18 protein-coding genes are annotated in these 16275 nt (G+C 71.8%); 11 read left to right on the forward strand and 7 right to left on the reverse strand.

Annotated features, from left to right (window positions below; genetic code table 11):
• The first annotated feature begins 47 nt into the window (after positions 1–47).
• The 5 genes from KPL78_RS18655 to KPL78_RS18675 are packed head-to-tail and all read left to right on the forward strand — an operon-like array spanning position 48 to position 5478.
• Complete coding sequence (locus KPL78_RS18655; RefSeq protein WP_219764483.1) at positions 48–1940, forward strand: peptidylprolyl isomerase; 1893 nt, start codon at positions 48–50, stop codon at positions 1938–1940.
• Positions 1937–3451 carry an anthranilate synthase component I gene (gene trpE / locus KPL78_RS18660; protein ID WP_219764484.1) on the forward strand — a complete coding sequence of 505 codons (1515 nt, stop codon included), beginning with the start codon at positions 1937–1939 and terminating at the stop codon, positions 3449–3451. The genes KPL78_RS18655 and trpE overlap by 4 nt, the downstream gene beginning before the upstream one ends.
• Positions 3432–4526: a tetratricopeptide repeat protein gene (locus tag KPL78_RS18665; protein ID WP_219764485.1), complete on the forward strand. Its 1095-nt coding sequence runs from the start codon at positions 3432–3434 to the stop codon at positions 4524–4526. Before trpE ends, KPL78_RS18665 begins: the two co-directional genes overlap by 20 nt.
• A 45-nt stretch (positions 4527–4571) precedes the next feature.
• On the forward strand, positions 4572–5018 hold the full coding sequence (locus KPL78_RS18670; RefSeq protein ID WP_219764486.1) for an Xre family toxin-antitoxin system antitoxin: 447 nt from the start codon (positions 4572–4574) through the stop codon (positions 5016–5018).
• Between the two features lies 1 nt (position 5019).
• Positions 5020–5478: an RES family NAD+ phosphorylase gene (locus KPL78_RS18675; RefSeq protein ID WP_219764487.1), complete on the forward strand. Its 459-nt coding sequence runs from the start codon at positions 5020–5022 to the stop codon at positions 5476–5478.
• Between the two features lie 272 nt (positions 5479–5750).
• Here KPL78_RS18675 and KPL78_RS18680 read toward each other — a convergent pair whose 3' ends face one another.
• Both KPL78_RS18680 and KPL78_RS18685 read right to left on the reverse strand, forming a co-directional pair.
• Positions 5751–6479, reverse strand: coding sequence for a sulfite exporter TauE/SafE family protein (locus KPL78_RS18680; RefSeq protein ID WP_219764488.1), 729 nt, complete (start codon positions 6477–6479; stop codon positions 5751–5753).
• Positions 6476–6664 (reverse strand): hypothetical protein, encoded by a 189-nt coding sequence (locus KPL78_RS18685; protein WP_219764489.1) that lies wholly within the window; start codon positions 6662–6664, stop codon positions 6476–6478. Before KPL78_RS18685 ends, KPL78_RS18680 begins: the two co-directional genes overlap by 4 nt.
• 249 nt (positions 6665–6913) lie before the next feature.
• On the opposite strand from KPL78_RS18685, the gene KPL78_RS18690 reads away from it, so the two are divergent.
• The 5 genes from KPL78_RS18690 to KPL78_RS18710 are packed head-to-tail and all read left to right on the forward strand — an operon-like array spanning position 6914 to position 11067.
• A complete protein-coding gene (locus KPL78_RS18690) occupies positions 6914–7513 on the forward strand; it encodes an anthranilate synthase component II (protein WP_219764490.1) in 600 nt (199 codons plus the stop codon).
• Positions 7514–7517: 4 nt separating this feature from the next.
• Positions 7518–8543, forward strand: coding sequence for an anthranilate phosphoribosyltransferase (gene trpD / locus KPL78_RS18695; RefSeq protein ID WP_219764491.1), 1026 nt, complete (start codon positions 7518–7520; stop codon positions 8541–8543).
• Positions 8540–9379 carry an indole-3-glycerol phosphate synthase TrpC gene (gene trpC, locus KPL78_RS18700; protein WP_219764492.1) on the forward strand — a complete coding sequence of 280 codons (840 nt, stop codon included), beginning with the start codon at positions 8540–8542 and terminating at the stop codon, positions 9377–9379. Before trpD ends, trpC begins: the two co-directional genes overlap by 4 nt.
• Before the next feature lie 10 nt (positions 9380–9389).
• Positions 9390–9860 (forward strand): cyclic pyranopterin monophosphate synthase MoaC, encoded by a 471-nt coding sequence (gene moaC, locus KPL78_RS18705; protein WP_369412778.1) that lies wholly within the window; start codon positions 9390–9392, stop codon positions 9858–9860.
• Entirely contained in the window at positions 9850–11067 is a 1218-nt protein-coding gene (locus KPL78_RS18710) for a molybdopterin molybdotransferase MoeA (RefSeq protein ID WP_219764493.1), read from the forward strand. The genes moaC and KPL78_RS18710 overlap by 11 nt, the downstream gene beginning before the upstream one ends.
• 332 nt (positions 11068–11399) lie before the next feature.
• On the opposite strand, the gene KPL78_RS18715 is transcribed toward KPL78_RS18710, so the two are convergent.
• From KPL78_RS18715 to epmA, 3 genes are read right to left on the reverse strand one after another with little or no spacing between them, the layout of a single operon-like run.
• On the reverse strand, positions 11400–11717 hold the full coding sequence (locus KPL78_RS18715) for a c-type cytochrome (protein WP_219764494.1): 318 nt from the start codon (positions 11715–11717) through the stop codon (positions 11400–11402).
• Positions 11717–12415 (reverse strand): hypothetical protein, encoded by a 699-nt coding sequence (locus tag KPL78_RS18720; protein WP_219764495.1) that lies wholly within the window; start codon positions 12413–12415, stop codon positions 11717–11719. The genes KPL78_RS18715 and KPL78_RS18720 overlap by 1 nt, the downstream gene beginning before the upstream one ends.
• Positions 12416–12449: 34 nt before the next feature.
• Positions 12450–13472 (reverse strand): EF-P lysine aminoacylase EpmA, encoded by a 1023-nt coding sequence (epmA, locus tag KPL78_RS18725; RefSeq protein ID WP_219764496.1) that lies wholly within the window; start codon positions 13470–13472, stop codon positions 12450–12452.
• A 37-nt stretch (positions 13473–13509) separates the two neighbouring features.
• Here epmA and KPL78_RS18730 point away from each other — a divergent pair, with 37 nt between their 5' ends.
• Positions 13510–14496, forward strand: coding sequence for a lysine-2,3-aminomutase-like protein (locus KPL78_RS18730; RefSeq protein ID WP_219764497.1), 987 nt, complete (start codon positions 13510–13512; stop codon positions 14494–14496).
• Positions 14497–14578: 82 nt separating this feature from the next.
• Here the strand turns inward: KPL78_RS18730 and KPL78_RS18735 are convergent, their stop codons facing one another.
• A complete protein-coding gene (locus KPL78_RS18735; protein WP_219764498.1) occupies positions 14579–15478 on the reverse strand; it encodes a DMT family transporter in 900 nt (299 codons plus the stop codon).
• Between the two features lie 210 nt (positions 15479–15688).
• On the reverse strand, positions 15689–16249 hold the full coding sequence (locus KPL78_RS18740; protein ID WP_219764499.1) for a transposase: 561 nt from the start codon (positions 16247–16249) through the stop codon (positions 15689–15691).
• Positions 16250–16275 lie beyond the last annotated feature (26 nt).

The following is a 16275-nucleotide window of genomic DNA, read 5'->3' on the forward strand; positions in this document are numbered from 1 at the left end:
CGGCCACCCCTTCCGCCACCGCCCCGCCCCGGCTAAGCACGCGCCCCATGCTCACCGCGATGCGCCGCCTTGCCGGCACCTGGCCTGCCCGGCTCCTCTTCCTCCTCCTCCTCGCCTCCTTCCTGGTTTGGGGTATCGAGGACATCGTGCGAAATTTCGGCCGCGACACGGCCGTCGCGCGCGTGGGCGACGAGAGCATCGAGTTGCCCGAGGCCCAGGCCGCCGCGCGGCGGGAGATGGCGCGCATCGCCCGCCAGCTCGGCAACCGCTTCGAGCCGAATGAGGACATCCGCCGCGCCGTCGCCGCGACTGCGCTGGAACGCCTGATCGCCCAATACGCCCTGCGCAACGAGGCGAATCACCTCGGCCTTGCCGCCCCGGCCCCGGTCGTCCGCGACGCGGTCTTCGCCATTCCGGGCCTGCGCGGGGCCGATGGCAGCTTCTCGCGCCTCGTCTTCGACAGCTTCCTGCGCAACAACGACCTGTCGGAGGCGCAGTTCCTCCGGGTCATGTCGGATGAAGTCCTGCGCGAGCAGCTTTCCGGCGCCATCCGCTCCGGTGCCGCGGCCCCCCAGGCGATGTCCGGGCCGCTGCTCGCCTGGGCCTTCGAGCGCCGCAGCGCGGAGGTGGTGCAGATCGCCCGCGCCGCGATGCCCGAACCCGAGGCACCGACCGAGGCGCAGCTCCGCCGCTTCCAGGAGAACAACGCGCCCCGCTTCTCCGCCCCCGAATACCGCGAGGCCGCGGTCCTGGTGCTGAACGCCGAGACGCTGGCGAGCGAAGTCCAGGTGGACGACGCGGCGCTGCAGGCGGCCTATGACGCCCGCCGCGCCCAGTTCGACACGCCGGAAAAGCGCATCATCTACCAGGCCGTGGTTCCGCAGGAAGCCCAGGCGCGAGCGATTGCCGAGGCCTGGCGCGGTGGGGCCGACCTCGCGGCCATCGAGGCCCAGGCGCGGGCCGATGATGGGGGCGCCGCCGATCTCGGCCCGCTGGAGCGTTCCCAGATGCCGCATGCCGCGGTGCGCGATGCGGCCTTCGCCGCGCCCCAGGGCGGCGTGACCGATCCGATCCAGTCCCCCTTCGGCTGGCACGTCATCAGGGTCGAGCGCATCGAGCCCGCCGTGACGCGGACCTTCGAGCAGGTGCGCGACCAGCTCCGGCAGGAGTTGGCCCATGAACGCGCCCTCGACCTCGCCTATGAGCGCGCCAACCGGGTGGAGGACGCGCTCGCCGGCGGCGCCGGCCTCGCCGAGGCCGCGGAGCGCTTCGGCCTGACCCTGGCGACGGCCACGCTGAGCGCGACCGGCCAGGACCAGGAAGGCCAGCCCGCCACCCTGCCGGTGCCCGAGGCCCAGCGGCCCGAGCTGCTGCGCGCCATCTTCGCCGCCCGCCCCGGCGACCCGCCGCGCATGAGCGAGATGGGTGACGCCTTCGTCGCCATCGAGATCCGCCAGGTCATCGCCCCCGCGCTCCGCCCCTTCGAGGCCGTGGAGAGCGCGGTGCGCGACGCCTGGGTGGTCGATGCCCGCCGGCGCGAGGCCGAGGAACGCGCCGCCGCGCTGATGGCCGCGGTACGCGGCGGCAAGACCATGGAGGAAGCCGCGACCGAGGCCGGCCTCACGGTCCAGGCCTTCGGTCCCTTCAGCCGCGACCCGGCATTGGCGGGCGAACTGCCGCGCGAACTCGTCGCCCCGATCTTCGAACTGAAGGTCGGCGAGGTCACCATGGCCCCGACCCAGGCCGGCTTCGCTGTCGCACGCCTGACCGCCATCACGCCCTTCGACGCGACCAGCGACGAGGCGGCGATCGGCCGCGTGCGGGCCGAGGTCGAGCAGCAGATGCAGGATGAACTCGAGGAACAGTTCGCCCGGGCCATCCGGGATCGGGCGAATGTGCGCATCAACTCCCAGGTTCTGGACCAGGTGACCGGCCGATGAGCGGATCCGACATCGCCGCGGCGCGCGCCGCGCTGGAGGCCGGGCACGGCGCCATCCTGGTGCGCGAACGTGTCGCCGACCTCGACACGCCGGTCGGCGCCTTCCTGAAGCTGACAGGCGGCGCGCAAGCCAACGCCTTCCTGCTGGAATCGATCGAGGGCGGCGCCGCGCGCGGGCGCTATTCGGCGATCGGCATGGCACCCGACCTCGTCTGGCGCTGCCAGGGCGGCAAGGCGGAGATCAACCGCCACGCCCTGTCCGCCCCGCACGCCTTCGAAGCTGAATCCGGCCCGGCGCTGGACAGCCTGCGCCGCGTGATCGCGGCGGCGCGCATGCCGGTCCCGCCCGGCCTGCCGCCCATGGCCGCGGGGCTGTTCGGCTATCTCGGCTACGACATGGTGCGGCTGATCGAGAAGCTGCCCGAGACCAATCCCGATGTGCTCGGCATCCCCGACGCGGTGCTGACGCGCCCGACGCTGATGGCGGTCTTCGACCATGTGCGTGACACGCTGACGCTCTGCGCCCCGGTCTGGCCGGGCGGCGAGCCCGGCGCGCTGATCGAGGCCGCCGAGGCCCGGCTGGACGAGGCCGAGGCTGCCCTCGATCGCCCCGTGCCGCGCCCGGCGCCGCCCGCCGTGCTGCCGAAGCTCGCCCAGCCCGACAGCAACTTCACCGAAGCGAGCTTCATCGCGGCGGTCGAGAAGGCGAAGGAATACATCCGCGCCGGCGACGCCTTCCAGATCGTGCCGTCCCAGCGCTTCTCGGTGCCTTTCGCGCTGCCGCCCTTCTCGCTCTATCGCGCGCTGCGGCGGATCAACCCCGCGCCCTTCCTCGTCTTCGGGGATTTCGGCGGCTTCTCGGTCGTCGCGGCGAGCCCGGAGATCCTCGTGCGCTGCCGCGACAACACGGTCACGGTCCGCCCGCTCGCCGGCACCCGCCGCCGCGGCGCGACGCCGGAAGAAGACCGCGCGCTGGAAGCCGAACTGCTCGCCGATCCGAAGGAACGCGCCGAGCACCTGATGCTGCTCGACCTCGGCCGCAACGATGTCGGCCGCGTCGCCGCCATCGGGTCGGTGAAGGTCACCGCGCAGTTCCAGATCGAACGCTACTCCCAGGTCATGCATATCGGGTCCGAGGTGCAGGGTCGCCTGCGCGACGGGCTCGATGCGCTCGACGCCTATGCCGCCGGCTTCCCCGCCGGCACGCTGACCGGGGCACCGAAGATCCGGGCGATGGAGATCATCGAGGAACTCGAACCCTCCCGCCGCGGCCTCTATGCGGGCGGCATCGGCTATTTCGGCGCCGATGGCGGCATGGACACCTGCATCGCGCTCCGCACCGCGCTGGTGAAGGACGGCGTCATGCATGTCCAGGCCGGCGCCGGCGTCGTCGCCGATTCCGACCCCAAGGCGGAATACGAGGAGACGAAGCAGAAGGCCCGCGCCCTGTTCCGCGCCGCGGAGGAGGCGGTACGCTTCGCTGCCGGCAAGCGTGAGCGCGGCAACGCCTGACCTCACCCCCCTCCTCGCCGTGGTCGAGGAGGCCCGCTTCCGCGGCCAAGCGCTCGAGGCCGCGGCGGCCTTGCGTACGCTGTCCGCGCTTGCCCCAGGCGATCCGGCGGTTCGCGCCGCCCTCGCCCGCACCCTGTTCCAGGCCGGCCTCTGGAACGAGGCCTGGGACACCTACGAAGTCCGCTTCGACCTGCTGCCCAGCGCCTTCCCCCGCGTGACCCGCCCCGGAGCGAACGGCCCCGAACCCATGCCGATCTGGCGCGGCCAGGGCCGGCCCGAGGCGGTGCTGGTCATGGGTGAGCAGGGCCTCGGCGACACCATCCAGTTCGCCCGCTACCTGCCCTTGCTCGCCGCGCGTGGCATGCGCGTCCATGCCGTGCTGGACCCGCGGCTGCACAAACTGCTCGCGCCGCTGACCGAAGGCATCGACCTGCGATCCAACACCACGCCCGGCCGCGTGGCGGTCAAGGCCTGGCTGCCGCTGCTGAACCTGCCGCGCGCCCTCGGCCTGACGCCGCAGCAGTATCGCGGGCGCATTCCCTACCTCGCGGCGGATCGCGAGCGCGTCGCCCGGCTGCGCGCCCGCATCGGCGACCAGGGCTTGCGCATCGGCATCGTCTGGCAGGGCAATCCGAAGGCACCCGTCGACATCTACCGCTCCGCGCCGCTCGCCGCCTTCGCCCCGCTCGCCGCCCTGCCCGGCGTGCGGCTGTTCGCCCTGCAGAAGGGCCCGGGCGAGGAGCAGGACGCCCCCTTCCCGCTCGACCGGCTGGGGCCGGAGCTGGACACCGGCCCCGACTGGTTCCTCGACACCGCCGCGGCGATCGAGGCACTCGACCTGGTCGTCACCATCGACACGGCGGTGCTGCACCTGGCCGGTGCGCTCGGCCGCCCGGCGCTGATGCTGACCCATGGCCGCACGGTGGATTGGCGCTGGCTGAATGCGGCGGATGTGCCGGTCTGGTATCCCTCGGTGCGGCTGGTGCGCTGCCCGGACGGCACGGCCGATTGGGCAGCGGCCGCGGCGCGGGCGGCGCTGCTGGTGCGGACGGGAAACCTGCCGCCGGCGGCGTGACCATCGTCCTTGCTTCAGCTCATCTGGACTTCCATATTGGCTCACATGAGCGCCGCAGCCACCCTCATCGACCCTCACACCATCGCCGAGGCCATGGGTGGCGAGACAGTGCTGAAGACGCCCGTCCATTCGATGCTGGACCTGCACAAGGTCATCCTGGGCGGCGTGCCCAAGGCCGCGGTGGCGCATCTTGGGCGGCTCTACGCCGATGTCATGCCAAGCCAGGATTTCGCCGCGCTCTTCACCTCCGTCTCGACGATGAAGCGCCCGGGACCGCTGCCCCTCGCGGCCGGGGAGCGCGTGCAGCGCGTCGCCCGGCTGACGGCCCTCGCCGAACGCGCCTTCGGCGACCAGGACAAGGGCGTGGCTTGGCTGACCACGGCTCATCCGATGCTCGGCCGGGCCACGCCGCTCGAACTCGCCAGCACCGAGATCGGCGCGCGGCAGGTGGAACGGCTGCTCACCAACATCCTTTACGACCTGCCGGCCTGACGTGCCCCTGCGCGTCGTGCGGATCGCGCGCGCAGCGCATCCGGTGTGGTCGGGCATCGGCGCCGCGATGGTCGGCGGCCGCTGGAACGCGGTCGGCGTGCCCGTGATCTACGCGGCATCGAGCAAGGCCCTGTCGATGCTGGAAGTCCTGGTCCAGGGCGGCGACATGGCCGCGCCGCGCGACGCCGTGGCCGCGATCATCCCCGACACCGTGGCGATCGAGGAGCTTTCCCCGCTGCCCGAAGGCTGGCGCGAGATCGACAGCCCGGCGGCGATGGCGGCCGGCACGGAATGGGCCGTCTCCGGCCGGACAGCGGTGCTGCGCGTGCCCTCGGCCATCGTGCCGGAGGAACCGAACTACCTGGTCAACCCTGCCCATCCGGCCGCGGCGCGGATCGCGGTGACCGATCCGGTGCGGGTCGAATGGGACCCGCGGCTGTTCGGGATCGTGGGGCCGTAGGGCACGACGGCTCTCATTCTTCCGCTGTTGCCGTTGGAGGGGCTTTGCCCCTCCAAACCACCCCACCAAAGGCCACAGGGCCTTTGGAAACCGATACCTGGCGCTGTGCGCCATTGGCAGAAAAGGCGTCGAAACCCGCATTGGCGCCCGCAAGTCGCTTTGAGGGCGACGGCATGCCCTGTCTGCCCAGCGCCAGGTTCCTGCGTTCCAAGTGCTCCAAGCACTTGGCGGGGAGAGGTTTGGAGAGGGGCGGCGCCCCTCTCCAACCCCCCTCACCCCCACACCGGCGCCCCCAGCACCGCTGCGACCGCGATCAGCAGGAAGCAGATCCCCCGGAACGCCTTGTCGCTCGCCAGCCCGAACAGCCGGCTGCCGCCCCACAACCCGAGCCCATAGGCCGGCCCGACCAGCAGCGACAGCCGCAGCACTTCCTGGTCCAGCAGCCCGCCCGCCAGATAGACCACGCCGCTGATCGCCCCGCTCACCGCGAAGAACAGCACGATGTTCGCGCGCACCCGCTGCGCCGGGATGGCGCCGCCGAGCCAATACGCCACGACCGGCGGCCCGCCCATCTGCGCGGCACCGGAGAACAGCCCCGCCGCCGCCCCCACGCCCAGCGACGCTGCGGCGGAAGGCCGCCCACGATACCGCCAGCCCGAAACCAGCAACCCCAGCATCGCGAGCGCCAGCCCGCTCATCCCCCAACGCAGCGCGATCGGATCCCCATGCAGCAGCACCCAGCCGCCGAGGGGCGCACCCACCAGCGCGCCGGCCGCGAGCGTCGCGACCTCCCGCCGCGACGCCCGCCGCCACGCCGCCGGGATCAGCGGGGCGGCCAGGATGTTGTCCACCACCAGCAGCAACGGCGCCGCGACCCGCGGCCCGACCAGCGCGCTCGCCAGCGGGATGAAGATCAGCGCCGCGCCGAAGCCGGAAAAGCCGCGCGCCAGCCCGGCCAGCCCCGCGACCAGCGCGGCGGCAAGCACGGCGCCATCCGTCATGCGACGGCGCGCAGCGCCATCACCACGGAGGAGAGCACCCATGCCGCGGCCAGCACCGCCGCCGCGCCCAGGACGACCGACGCCGCCCGCGCATGCCGCCCACGCCGCAGGATCACCCCGGTGCCCACCAACAGCGTCAGCAGCGCAGGCGCCGCCCAGGGCATCACGTCCAGTGCGACCATCATGCGCGCTGTCTTCCGGCCACCGTGTCCCGTTCCGCCCTCATCATCGCCCACATCCCCTGCATGGCATCGTCGTCAGGCCTGGGCGATACCAGCTTGCGTGGGCGCCGCGAACCACCCCCATGCACGGGAAGCGCCGTGCCGCCTGCGGCCGCGCCGCCATCCACGAGCGGATTGCGCGCGGCAGCAATGCCACACCGCCTGCCCAGCGGCCTTGATTCCCCCCGCCCTCCGGTCCAAGGATCGGCTGCCATGATCCTCCTGATCGACAACTACGACAGCTTCACCTTCAACCTCTTCCACTTCCTGGGTGACCTGGGGGCGAGCGTGGAGGTGCGGCGGAACGACGCCATCGACCCGCAGGGCGTGCTCGCCATGAAGCCCGACGCGGTCGTCCTGTCCCCCGGACCCTGCACGCCCAACGAGGCCGGCATCTGCCTGCCGCTGATCGACCTGGCCGCCGAGGTGAAGCTGCCGGTCCTCGGCGTCTGCCTCGGTCACCAGGCGATCGGCCAGGCCTTCGGCGGCGATGTGATCCGTGCGCCGGAGCCGGTTCATGGCAAAGTGTGGCAGGTGCACCACAAGGGCGCGGACGTCTTCGCCGGCATCCCCTCGCCGTTTGCGGCCACGCGCTACCATTCGCTGATCGTGGACCGCGCGACGTTGCCGGACTGCCTCGAACCCACCGCCTGGACCGAGGACGGCATCATCATGGGCCTGAAGCATAAGACGCTGCCCATCTCGGGCGTGCAGTTCCATCCGGAGAGCATCGCCTCCGCCCATGGCCATGACCTGCTGCGGAACTTCCTGATGCTGGCCGGCGCCCGGGTCGCGGCTCCGGCCGCGGCCTGAGCCGATGTCCCTCAAACCCATCCTCGCGCGCCTGGCCAATGCCGAGCGCCTCGCGGAATCCGAAGCCGAGGAGGCCTTCGGCATCATCATGGGGGGCGAGGCCACCCCTGCGCAGATCGCCGGCCTGCTGATGGCCATGCGCGTGCGCGGGGAGACGGTCGCGGAGCTGACCGGCGCCGTCCGCGCCATGCGCGCCCGCATGACCGGCATCGAAGCCCCTGCGGATGCCATGGACATCGTCGGCACCGGCGGCGACGGTTCGGGATCGCTGAACATCTCGACCGCGGCGGCCATGGTCGTCGCCGGCTGCGGCGTGCCGGTCGCCAAGCACGGCAACCGCAACCTGTCGTCCAAATCCGGCGCGGCGGATGCGATCTCGACGCTCGGCATTTCGCTCGACGTGCCGATCGACCGCCTGCCTTCCGTGCTGGCCGAGGCCGGCATGGTCTTCCTCATGGCGCCGCGCCACCACGCCTCGATGCGCCATGCCGCAGGGCCGCGCGTCGAGCTCGGCACGCGGACCATATTCAACCTGCTCGGCCCCATGGCGAACCCGGCCCGGGTGAAGCGCCAGATGACCGGGGTCTTCTCGCCCGAATGGCTGCGCCCCATGGCCGAGACCCTGTCCCGGCTCGGCACCGAGCGCGCCTGGCTGGTCCACGGCCAGGGCCTCGACGAGCTGACGCTGGCCGGCGAGAGCCAGGTGGTCTCGCTCGAAGCCGATGGTTCCTTCCGCGAATTCACCGTGGCCCCCGAGGATGCCGGCCTGCCCCGCGCGCCAACCGAGGCGGTGAAGGGTGGCGACCCCGCCTATAACGCGGCCGCCCTCGAAGCCTTGCTTCAGGGGGCCCGCGGCCCATATCGGGACGTCGTGCTGCTGAATGCGGCCGCCGCCCTGATCGTTGCCGGCAAAGCCGCCGATCTTCGCCAAGGGGCCGCCATCGCCGCCCATTCCATCGATTCCGGCGCCGCGCAGGGTGTCCTCACCCGCCTTCGCGCCGCCTGCCCCCCCAAGGACGCTGCCGCATGAACGCGCCCACCATCCTGACCGCCCAGGCGGATACCGCCTCGGTCCCCGACGTGCTCGTCCGCATCCTCGCCGACAAGGAGAAGGAGGTGGCCGAACGTATGGAGGCCACCTCGCAATCCGAGATCGAGAAGGCCGCCGCCAATGCGCCGAAGCTGCGCGACTTCATCGGCGCGCTGTGCACCCGCATCGGCGAGGGCCGCACCGGCCTGATCGCCGAGATCAAGCGCGCCTCGCCCTCCGGCGGGCTGATCCGCGATCCCTTCGACCCGCCGGCGCTGGCCAAGGCCTATGAGGCGGGCGGCGCCGCCTGCCTGTCGATCCTGACGGACGGCCCGTACTTCCAGGGCGCGCGGGAGCACCTCGAGGCCGCCCGCGCGGCCTGTTCCCTGCCCGTGCTGCGCAAGGACTTCATGATCCATCCCTGGCAGGTCTTCGAGGCCCGGGCCATGGGTGCGGACGCCATCCTGCTGATCATGGCCGCGCTGACGGATGAGCGCGCGCATGAGCTGGAAGACATCGCCCGCTCCCTCGACATGGCCGTGCTGGCCGAGGTGCATGACCGGCGCGAGCTTGATCGCGCCATGGCGCTCGAAACGCGCCTGGTCGGCATCAACAACCGCGACCTGCGCACGCTGCAGACCAACATCGCGACGACCGAGGACCTCGCCCCCCTGGTCCCGGCCGACAAGCTGCCCGTCGCCGAGAGCGGCATCCGCACCCCGGCCGATGTCCGTCGCATGGCCATGGCCGGCGCGCATTGCATCCTGGTCGGCGAGCATCTGATGCGCCAGGACGACGTGACCGCCGCCGCCCGCGCCCTGGTGGACGCGCGCTGAGCGCGGCCCCGTGGCGCTGACCCATTTCGACGCGGCCGGCCGGGCCGCGATGGTGGATGTCTCGGCCAAGGACGAGACCGCCCGCACCGCGACCGCCCGTGGTCGCATCGTCATGGAACCCGCGACCCTCGCTTTGATCCGCGAGGGCCGTGCGGGCAAGGGCGACGTGCTCGGCGTCGCGCGCATCGCCGGCATCATGGCCGCGAAGAAGACCTCCGAGCTGATCCCGCTCTGTCACCCGCTGATGCTGTCCAAGGTCACCGTCGACCTGGAACCCGAGGGCGACAACGCCGTGGCCATTGAAGCGACGGTGAAGCTGTCCGGCCGAACGGGCGTCGAGATGGAGGCGCTGACCGCCGTCACCGTCGCCGCGCTGACCGTCTACGACATGGTCAAGGCCGTCGATCGCGGCATGCGCATCGAGGATATCCGCCTGGTCCACAAGGCCGGCGGCAAGTCGGGCGAATTCCGTGGCGAGTGACCTCCTGCCCGTCGACGAGGCGCGCGCGCGCATCCTCGCCGCGCTGACGCCCACCGCCGCCGAGACCGTCTCGCTGCCCGAGGCCGCGCGGCGCGTCCTGGCGCGGCCCGTCATCGCGCGGCTCACCCAGCCGCCGGCGGATGTCTCGGCCATGGACGGCTATGCCGTGCATGCGGCGGACGCGGTGGAAGGCGCGAGCCTCGCCGTGACGGGATCCGCCCCCGCCGGCCGGCCCTTCGCCGGCCTGCTCCGGCCCGGCGAGGCGGTGCGCATCTTCACCGGCGGCTTCATCCCCGCCGGCGCGGATGGCATCCTGTTGCAGGAGGACGCGACCGCCGCCGACGGATCGGTGCGCGTGAACGAGGCGGTGCGGGCCGGCCAGCACATCCGCCGACGCGGCCTCGACTTCGCCGAGGGCGACGCGCTGCTGCCCGCCGGTCGACGGCTGACGCCGCGCGACATCGGCCTCGCCGCCGCATCGAACAATCCCTGGCTCGCGGTGCACCGCCGCCCGCGCATCGGCATCCTCGCGACCGGCGACGAGATCGCCCTGCCCGGCGACCCCATCCCGCAGGGTGGCATCGTGTCGTCGAACGCCCACGCGCTGGCCGCGATGGTGCGCGGCGCCGGCGGTGAGCCGCTGGTCCTGCCCATCGCCCCCGACGACCGCAACGCCATCGCCGAGGTCGCCACCACCGCCCACGCCTTCGATCTGCTGGTCACGACCGGTGGCGCGAGCGTCGGCGAGCATGACCTGATCCAGAGCGCCCTCGGCGAGCAGGGCTTCGAGCTCGGCTTCTGGAAGATCGCCATGCGGCCGGGCAAGCCGCTGATCTGGGGGCGGCTCGGCCGGACGCCGGTGCTGGGGCTGCCGGGCAACCCCGTCTCCGCCCTGGTGTGCAGCGTGCTGTTCCTGATCCCGGCCATCGAGAAGCTGTCCGGCCTGCCCGGCGCCGCCCCGCCGACGCGCCGCGCCTTCACCACCGAGGCGCTGCGGCAGAACGACCGCCGCGCGGACTACCTGCGCGCCACGGCATCGGTCGATGCGCATGGCCGGCTGCTGGTGACGCCGGCGGCGAAGCAGGATTCGTCGATGCTCGCCACCCTCGCCCGAGCGGATGCGCTGGTGCTGCGCGCGCCACACGCGCCCGCCGCGCCGGAAGGGACGGAGGTGGAGGCGATCCTGCTCGCGGAGTTGGGGGTTTAGGCGCCCTATCCACGCGCGAAGAATTGGAGGGGCTTTGCCCCTCCAAACCACCCCACCACCGGGGTCCCATTGACATTGCTTCGCTACGCCCATGGGTGTGCCTGGAGCATTTGGAACGCAATCTTCTGGCGCTGGGCGCAGCGTCCTTGCCGGCCCATCCAAGCGCCTTTCGTGCACATGAGCAGCTTTCGGCGCCATTCCGGCAGCGACGCACGGCGCCAAGTGGAGGTTTCCAAAGGCCTTTCGGCCTTTGGCGGGGAGAGGCTTGGAGAGGGGCAGGGCCCCTCTCCAACCAACAGCGGCGAAATGGGCCAGCCTTTTCCCAGCAGCCGCTACTGCGCCGGCCGCTCCAGACTCTTCAGGTAGGCGACCAGCGCGGTCACTTCCTCCGCGCTGAAGGATTGCTCGGGCATTTCCGGGTGGCCCGTGACGATGCCCTCGGCAAGGGATTCCGCGAGGTTGTCCACCGGATAGCGGCTGTGCAGGTCGCGAAAGGCCGGCGCGCCCGCCCGCGGGCTGGTGCCGGTGCGGCCGGTGGCGTGGCAGGCGCCGCAGCGGGTCTCGGCGATCTGCTGGCCCTGCGCGACGGTCGCGCGATCCTCTCCCGCGCAGGCGGCGAGCAGGATCGGCAGGGCGAACAGCGCGCGCATCAGCCGCAGGTCGAGATCGCCGCGGTCCCGAAGCCGCGGATCTCGGAGGTCACGTTCAGGGTCAGCTCGGCATTGCCCAGCGTCACCGCCACGCGCTGCGGCAGGCCGGTCAGGGTCACCGGCTCCTGGCCGAAGACGGTGACGACGACGGTCGCGGCGCGGGCCAGGTCGTCGGTCTGGTTCGGCGCGCTCATCACGACGCGGACCAGGCCGTCGAGGAGGTCGATGCCGGCATTCTCCGGCACGCGGGGGCCGTAGGCGACGGCGAAGCGTCGGCTGGTCGGGCGGCCGTCGCATTGGCGCACCGGACCGGCGTCGCGCATGATCTGCTCGATGCGCGGGCGCGGCACGCCGGCGGCGATGCGGGCCTGGGCCAGGGCGAAAAGCTGCGCGGCATCGCCCTTCGGCACGTCGCGGTCATAGCGGCGCTGGAGCGCGACATTGTCCTCGCGCGCCTGGCGCAGTTCGCCTTCGAGTTGGGTGTTGCGGGCATAGGTGGTGCGGGTGTCGGCGGACAGGCGTTCCAGCCGCTCCTCGAGCACCGTGACCTCGGACCGCGCGAGGTCGAGGCCGCCCTGGTACGACCAGAAGCCGAGGCCCACGAAAATCGCGAGCACGAACAGCCATTTGGCCACCCGCAGGGCGAGTTGCCCGGTACGGCGCCGGCGTTCCCGGCTGCGTCTGGATCCGATCGACATCGGGGGCCTTTAGACGCGACGCACCCGCGACGGGTCAAGTGACGGTCAGCCACAATACGTCCTCAATCCGCCTCGCACCCGAAGCCAGCATGGCGAGCCGGTCGAAGCCCAACGCAATGCCCGCTGTCGGGGGCAGGCCCTGTTCCAAAGCCGCAAGGAAATCCTCGTCCACATCCCAGCCATGCGCGCCGGTGATGCGGCGGCGTTCGGCATTGGCTTCGGCGAAGCGGAGGCGCTGTTCGGCGGGGTCCGTCAGTTCGTCGAAGGCGTTCGCCAGTTCGATGCCGGCGATGAAAAGCTCGAAGCGCAACGCGGCGCGCGGGTCGGCAGGGTCGCGCCGCGCGAGCGCCGCCTGGGGCGCGGGCCAATGCGTCAGGAAGGTCGCGCGGTCGCGGCCGATCGCAGGTTCCACCCGTTCCAGCAGCAGGCGGAAGAACAGGTCCTCCCAGCTTTCGTCCGGGCGCGGGGGCAGGCCGGCGGACGCGGCGGCGGCGTGCAGGCGCGCCGTGTTGCCCTCGGTCGCCAGCAGGTCCAGCCCGTTGCAGTGGCGGGCGAAGGCGTCCTGCATGGTCAGGTGCTCGAAGGGTTGGGTCAGGTCGGTGCGCACCCCGGCGTGTTCCACCACCGGGGGGCAGACGGCGCGGATGAAGGCCTCGGTCTCGTCCATCAGGCCGGCGAAGGTGAGGCCCGGCCGATACCATTCCAGCATGGTGAATTCGGGGGCGTGGCGGGCGGAGACCTCCCCATTGCGCCACACCCGCGCCAGTTCGAAGACCGGGCCGCACCCGCCGGCGAGCAGCTTCTTGATCGCGAGTTCGGGCGAGGTGCGCAGCCAGAGCGGGCGTCCCTCCCCTGCCCCGATATGCGGATCGAAGCGGGTTTCGAAGGCGCGGATATGGACCTCGGCACCCGGTGCGGGGACCAGGCAGGGGGTTTCGACCTCGCGATAGCCGCGGGCGGTGAAGAAGGCGCGGGTCGCGGCGGTCAGCGCCGCCCGGCGATCGAGGAAAGGCAGCCGCGCGGCCAGGCGTTCGGGGTGCCATTCGGGTTTCGCCATTGTGCGCGCCTGGTGCTTCCGGTAGGGGCCGGCGACCATGCCGGACGGTGACACGACACGCCAGGGACGGACCCTTCGGACACCAAGCGCGCTGCGCGAGGCCGGGCTGCTGCGCCCCGGCGCCGAAGCCGACGCCGCGCGCGTCGCCGAACGCTTCGCGATCTCGGTCACCGACCATGTCGCCGGGCTGATCGACCGCGCCGACGCGGAAGACCCCATCGCGCGGCAATACATCCCCGACGCGGCGGAACTGGTGACCGCGCCGCATGAGGTCGAGGACCCCACCGCCGACGCCCCCTTCACCCCGGTCAAGGGTGTGGTGCACCGGTATCCGGACCGGGCGCTGCTGAAGCCGCTGCTCGCCTGCCCGGTGTATTGCCGCTTCTGCTTCCGCCGCGAGGTCGTGGGCCCCGATGGCGGGCTGCTGACCGAAGCGGAGCTGGACGCGGCGCTCGCCTGGTTCGAAGCCACGCCAGCGGTGCGCGAGGCGGTGCTGACCGGCGGCGACCCGCTGATGCTGAGCCCGCGCCGGCTCGGCGCCATCCTGCGGCGGCTGGCGGCGGTGCCGCATATCGACACGCTGCGCATCCATACCCGCGTGCCGGTCGCGGAACCGTCGCGGGTGGATGCGGCGCTGCTCGCCGCGCTGGATGTGGGCAAGCCGGTCTTCATGGCCGTTCACGCCAACCACGCGCGGGAATTCGCGCCCGCCGCCGTCGCGGCGCTGGAGAGGCTGGCGCGGAACGGGACGCCGCTGCTCGGGCAATCCGTGCTGCTGCGCGGGGTGAACGACAGCGTGCAGGCGCTGGAAGACCTGTTCCGGGCGATGCTCCGCGCCCGGGTGAAGCCGTATTACCTGCATGCGCTGGACCCCGCGCCGGGGACGGCGCGGTTTGCCGTGCCGGATGACGAAGGGCTCGTCCTGCTGCGGGCGCTGCGCGGGCGGGTGCCGGGGCTCGCCATCCCGACCTTCGTGCGGGAGTTGCCACACGGCGGGGGGAAGCGGCCCATCGGCGCGTCCTGAGCGTGCGGACCGAAGGCGCGCACGCACGGAAGGTCTGAATCGGGAGAGCATGGTCGGTGCACGAGGGTGAACCGGTCATGCGTCAGCCCCCCTTCGGGCGGCGGGCCTGGTTGAGGCCGATGAAGATGCCGCTGGCGACGATCACCGCGGCGCCGATCCAGGTGAAGGCGTCCGGGACCTCCCCGAAGGCCAAGAAGCCGACCGTCACCGAGGACAGAAGCTGGAAGTACTGGAAGGGCGAGAGGATGTTCGCCGGCCCGAAGCCGAAGGCGATCGCGATGCAGTAATGCCCGAGCGCCCCCAGCACCCCCACCCCGCAGAACAGCAGGATATCCAGCCAGCCATGCGGCGTGATCCAGACGAAAGGCATCACCAGCAGCATGCCGAAGGCGCCGACGACACTGCTGTAGAAGGCCGAGGTCTCGGGGCTTTCGACGCCGGCCACCTTGCGGGTGAGGATCTGATAGACGGCATAGGAGGTCGCGCTGACCAGCACGACCAGCGCCGCCCAGTGGAACACCGCACTCCCCGGCCGGATCACCAGCAGCACGCCGGCGAAGCCGCAGAGCAGGGCGATGACCCTCGGCAGGGTCGTGCGTTCGCCGAGCATCGGGCCGGCCAGCATGGTGACGATCAGCGGCGCCGTCAGGCTGATCGACGCCGCCTTGGCGAGCGGGATGAAGGCCAGCGCGAAGAAGGTCGCGAGGTTGGAGGTGAAGAGCAACGCCGAGCGCGCGAGCTGCGTGACAGGCCGCGCCGTGCGCAGGACCTTGAGGCCATGCCGGGGCAGGAAGGCGGCGAGGAGGAAGAGGATGTGGCCGAAGGCCCTCGCCCAGGAGATCTGCAGGGAGGAGTAGTGGGTGGCGAGATACTTCGCACTGCCGGTCATCACGGAGAACAAGGCCCCCGCCAGGCAGATGAAGAGAATACCGACGAGAATGCGCTGCGGCGGCGGCTGATGCGCGGAGGTGGATGAGGACACGCCGGGGGTGGACGCCTTGCTGTCTTGGACGGGCGGCAGGGTGCGCCTGCGAAGGGGTGGTGTCCATGCAGGGTGAGGGTGTTGTCGGGGGCGCCGCCCCCGACACCGGCGCCCATGTCAGATGCGAGCATCTGCCATGGGGGCCCAAGCCCGCCGGGGTAACCGTGTTACCCCGGACCCCGCCGTGAGTCTTGGCGCGCGCCGGCATGGTCAGCGCAGGCGCCAGTGGCGGGGGCGGCCACCGGCATCGAGCAGGAGTTTGCCCAGGCGGTTGAAGGTGCCGGGCGGGTGGGCGGCCGGGGTTTGCAGGGCCGCGATCACGAGAGCTTGTGCTGTTTTGGACAAATTCGGATTGGGCAGGAAGTTCGGCGGGGCCGGCAAGGCCGCTCGCAAGCCGAGATCCTTGGCGCGCATCAGGCTGGAGAGCGGGACGATGCGGCTGACCCGGCGCCAGGCGCGGCAGATGCGCCAGGCGAGGGCGTTGGGAATGGTATCCTCGGGCGTCGCGGCGGCGACAAGGGCGAGGAGGCGGTCCATGTCGCCGGAGCGCGCCCAGCGGCGAAGCTGGCGGGAGGCGGTGCCGGGACGGCCGTATTCCTCGGGCAGGTCCTTCCAGGGGCCGGAGGAACAGGCGACCCAGAAGATGGCATCGAGGGTGCGGCGGAGGTCGGCGGGGCGGCGGCCCCTGCGCGGGGCGGTGGCTGTGGGGAGGTGGGTGGCGAGGTAGGTGAATTCGGGGTCGGTCAGGGGGTGGAAGGGGTGGGGGCGCATGGGGCTAGTTTGTAGGATTTTAACCC

It is taken from the genome of Roseomonas alba (assembly GCF_019430885.1).
Classification (GTDB): domain Bacteria; phylum Pseudomonadota; class Alphaproteobacteria; order Acetobacterales; family Acetobacteraceae; genus Neoroseomonas; species Neoroseomonas alba.

Excerpts from the sequence above, each read along its gene's own strand:
- KPL78_RS18655 (WP_219764483.1), top strand. The coding sequence starts at position 48 with ATGCTCACCGCGATGCGCCGCCTTGCCGGCACCTGGCCTGCCCGGCTC.
- trpE (WP_219764484.1), top strand. The coding sequence starts at position 1,937 with ATGAGCGGATCCGACATCGCCGCGGCGCGCGCCGCGCTGGAGGCCGGG.
- KPL78_RS18670 (WP_219764486.1), top strand. The coding sequence starts at position 4,572 with ATGAGCGCCGCAGCCACCCTCATCGACCCTCACACCATCGCCGAGGCC.
- KPL78_RS18680 (WP_219764488.1), bottom strand. The coding sequence starts at position 6,479 with ATGACGGATGGCGCCGTGCTTGCCGCCGCGCTGGTCGCGGGGCTGGCC.
- KPL78_RS18685 (WP_219764489.1), bottom strand. The coding sequence starts at position 6,664 with ATGATGGTCGCACTGGACGTGATGCCCTGGGCGGCGCCTGCGCTGCTG.
- KPL78_RS18690 (WP_219764490.1), top strand. The coding sequence starts at position 6,914 with ATGATCCTCCTGATCGACAACTACGACAGCTTCACCTTCAACCTCTTC.
- trpD (WP_219764491.1), top strand. The coding sequence starts at position 7,518 with ATGTCCCTCAAACCCATCCTCGCGCGCCTGGCCAATGCCGAGCGCCTC.
- trpC (WP_219764492.1), top strand. The coding sequence starts at position 8,540 with ATGAACGCGCCCACCATCCTGACCGCCCAGGCGGATACCGCCTCGGTC.
- KPL78_RS18715 (WP_219764494.1), bottom strand. The coding sequence starts at position 11,717 with ATGCGCGCGCTGTTCGCCCTGCCGATCCTGCTCGCCGCCTGCGCGGGA.
- KPL78_RS18720 (WP_219764495.1), bottom strand. The coding sequence starts at position 12,415 with ATGTCGATCGGATCCAGACGCAGCCGGGAACGCCGGCGCCGTACCGGG.
- epmA (WP_219764496.1), bottom strand. The coding sequence starts at position 13,472 with ATGGCGAAACCCGAATGGCACCCCGAACGCCTGGCCGCGCGGCTGCCT.
- KPL78_RS18730 (WP_219764497.1), top strand. The coding sequence starts at position 13,510 with ATGCCGGACGGTGACACGACACGCCAGGGACGGACCCTTCGGACACCA.
- KPL78_RS18740 (WP_219764499.1), bottom strand. The coding sequence starts at position 16,249 with ATGCGCCCCCACCCCTTCCACCCCCTGACCGACCCCGAATTCACCTAC.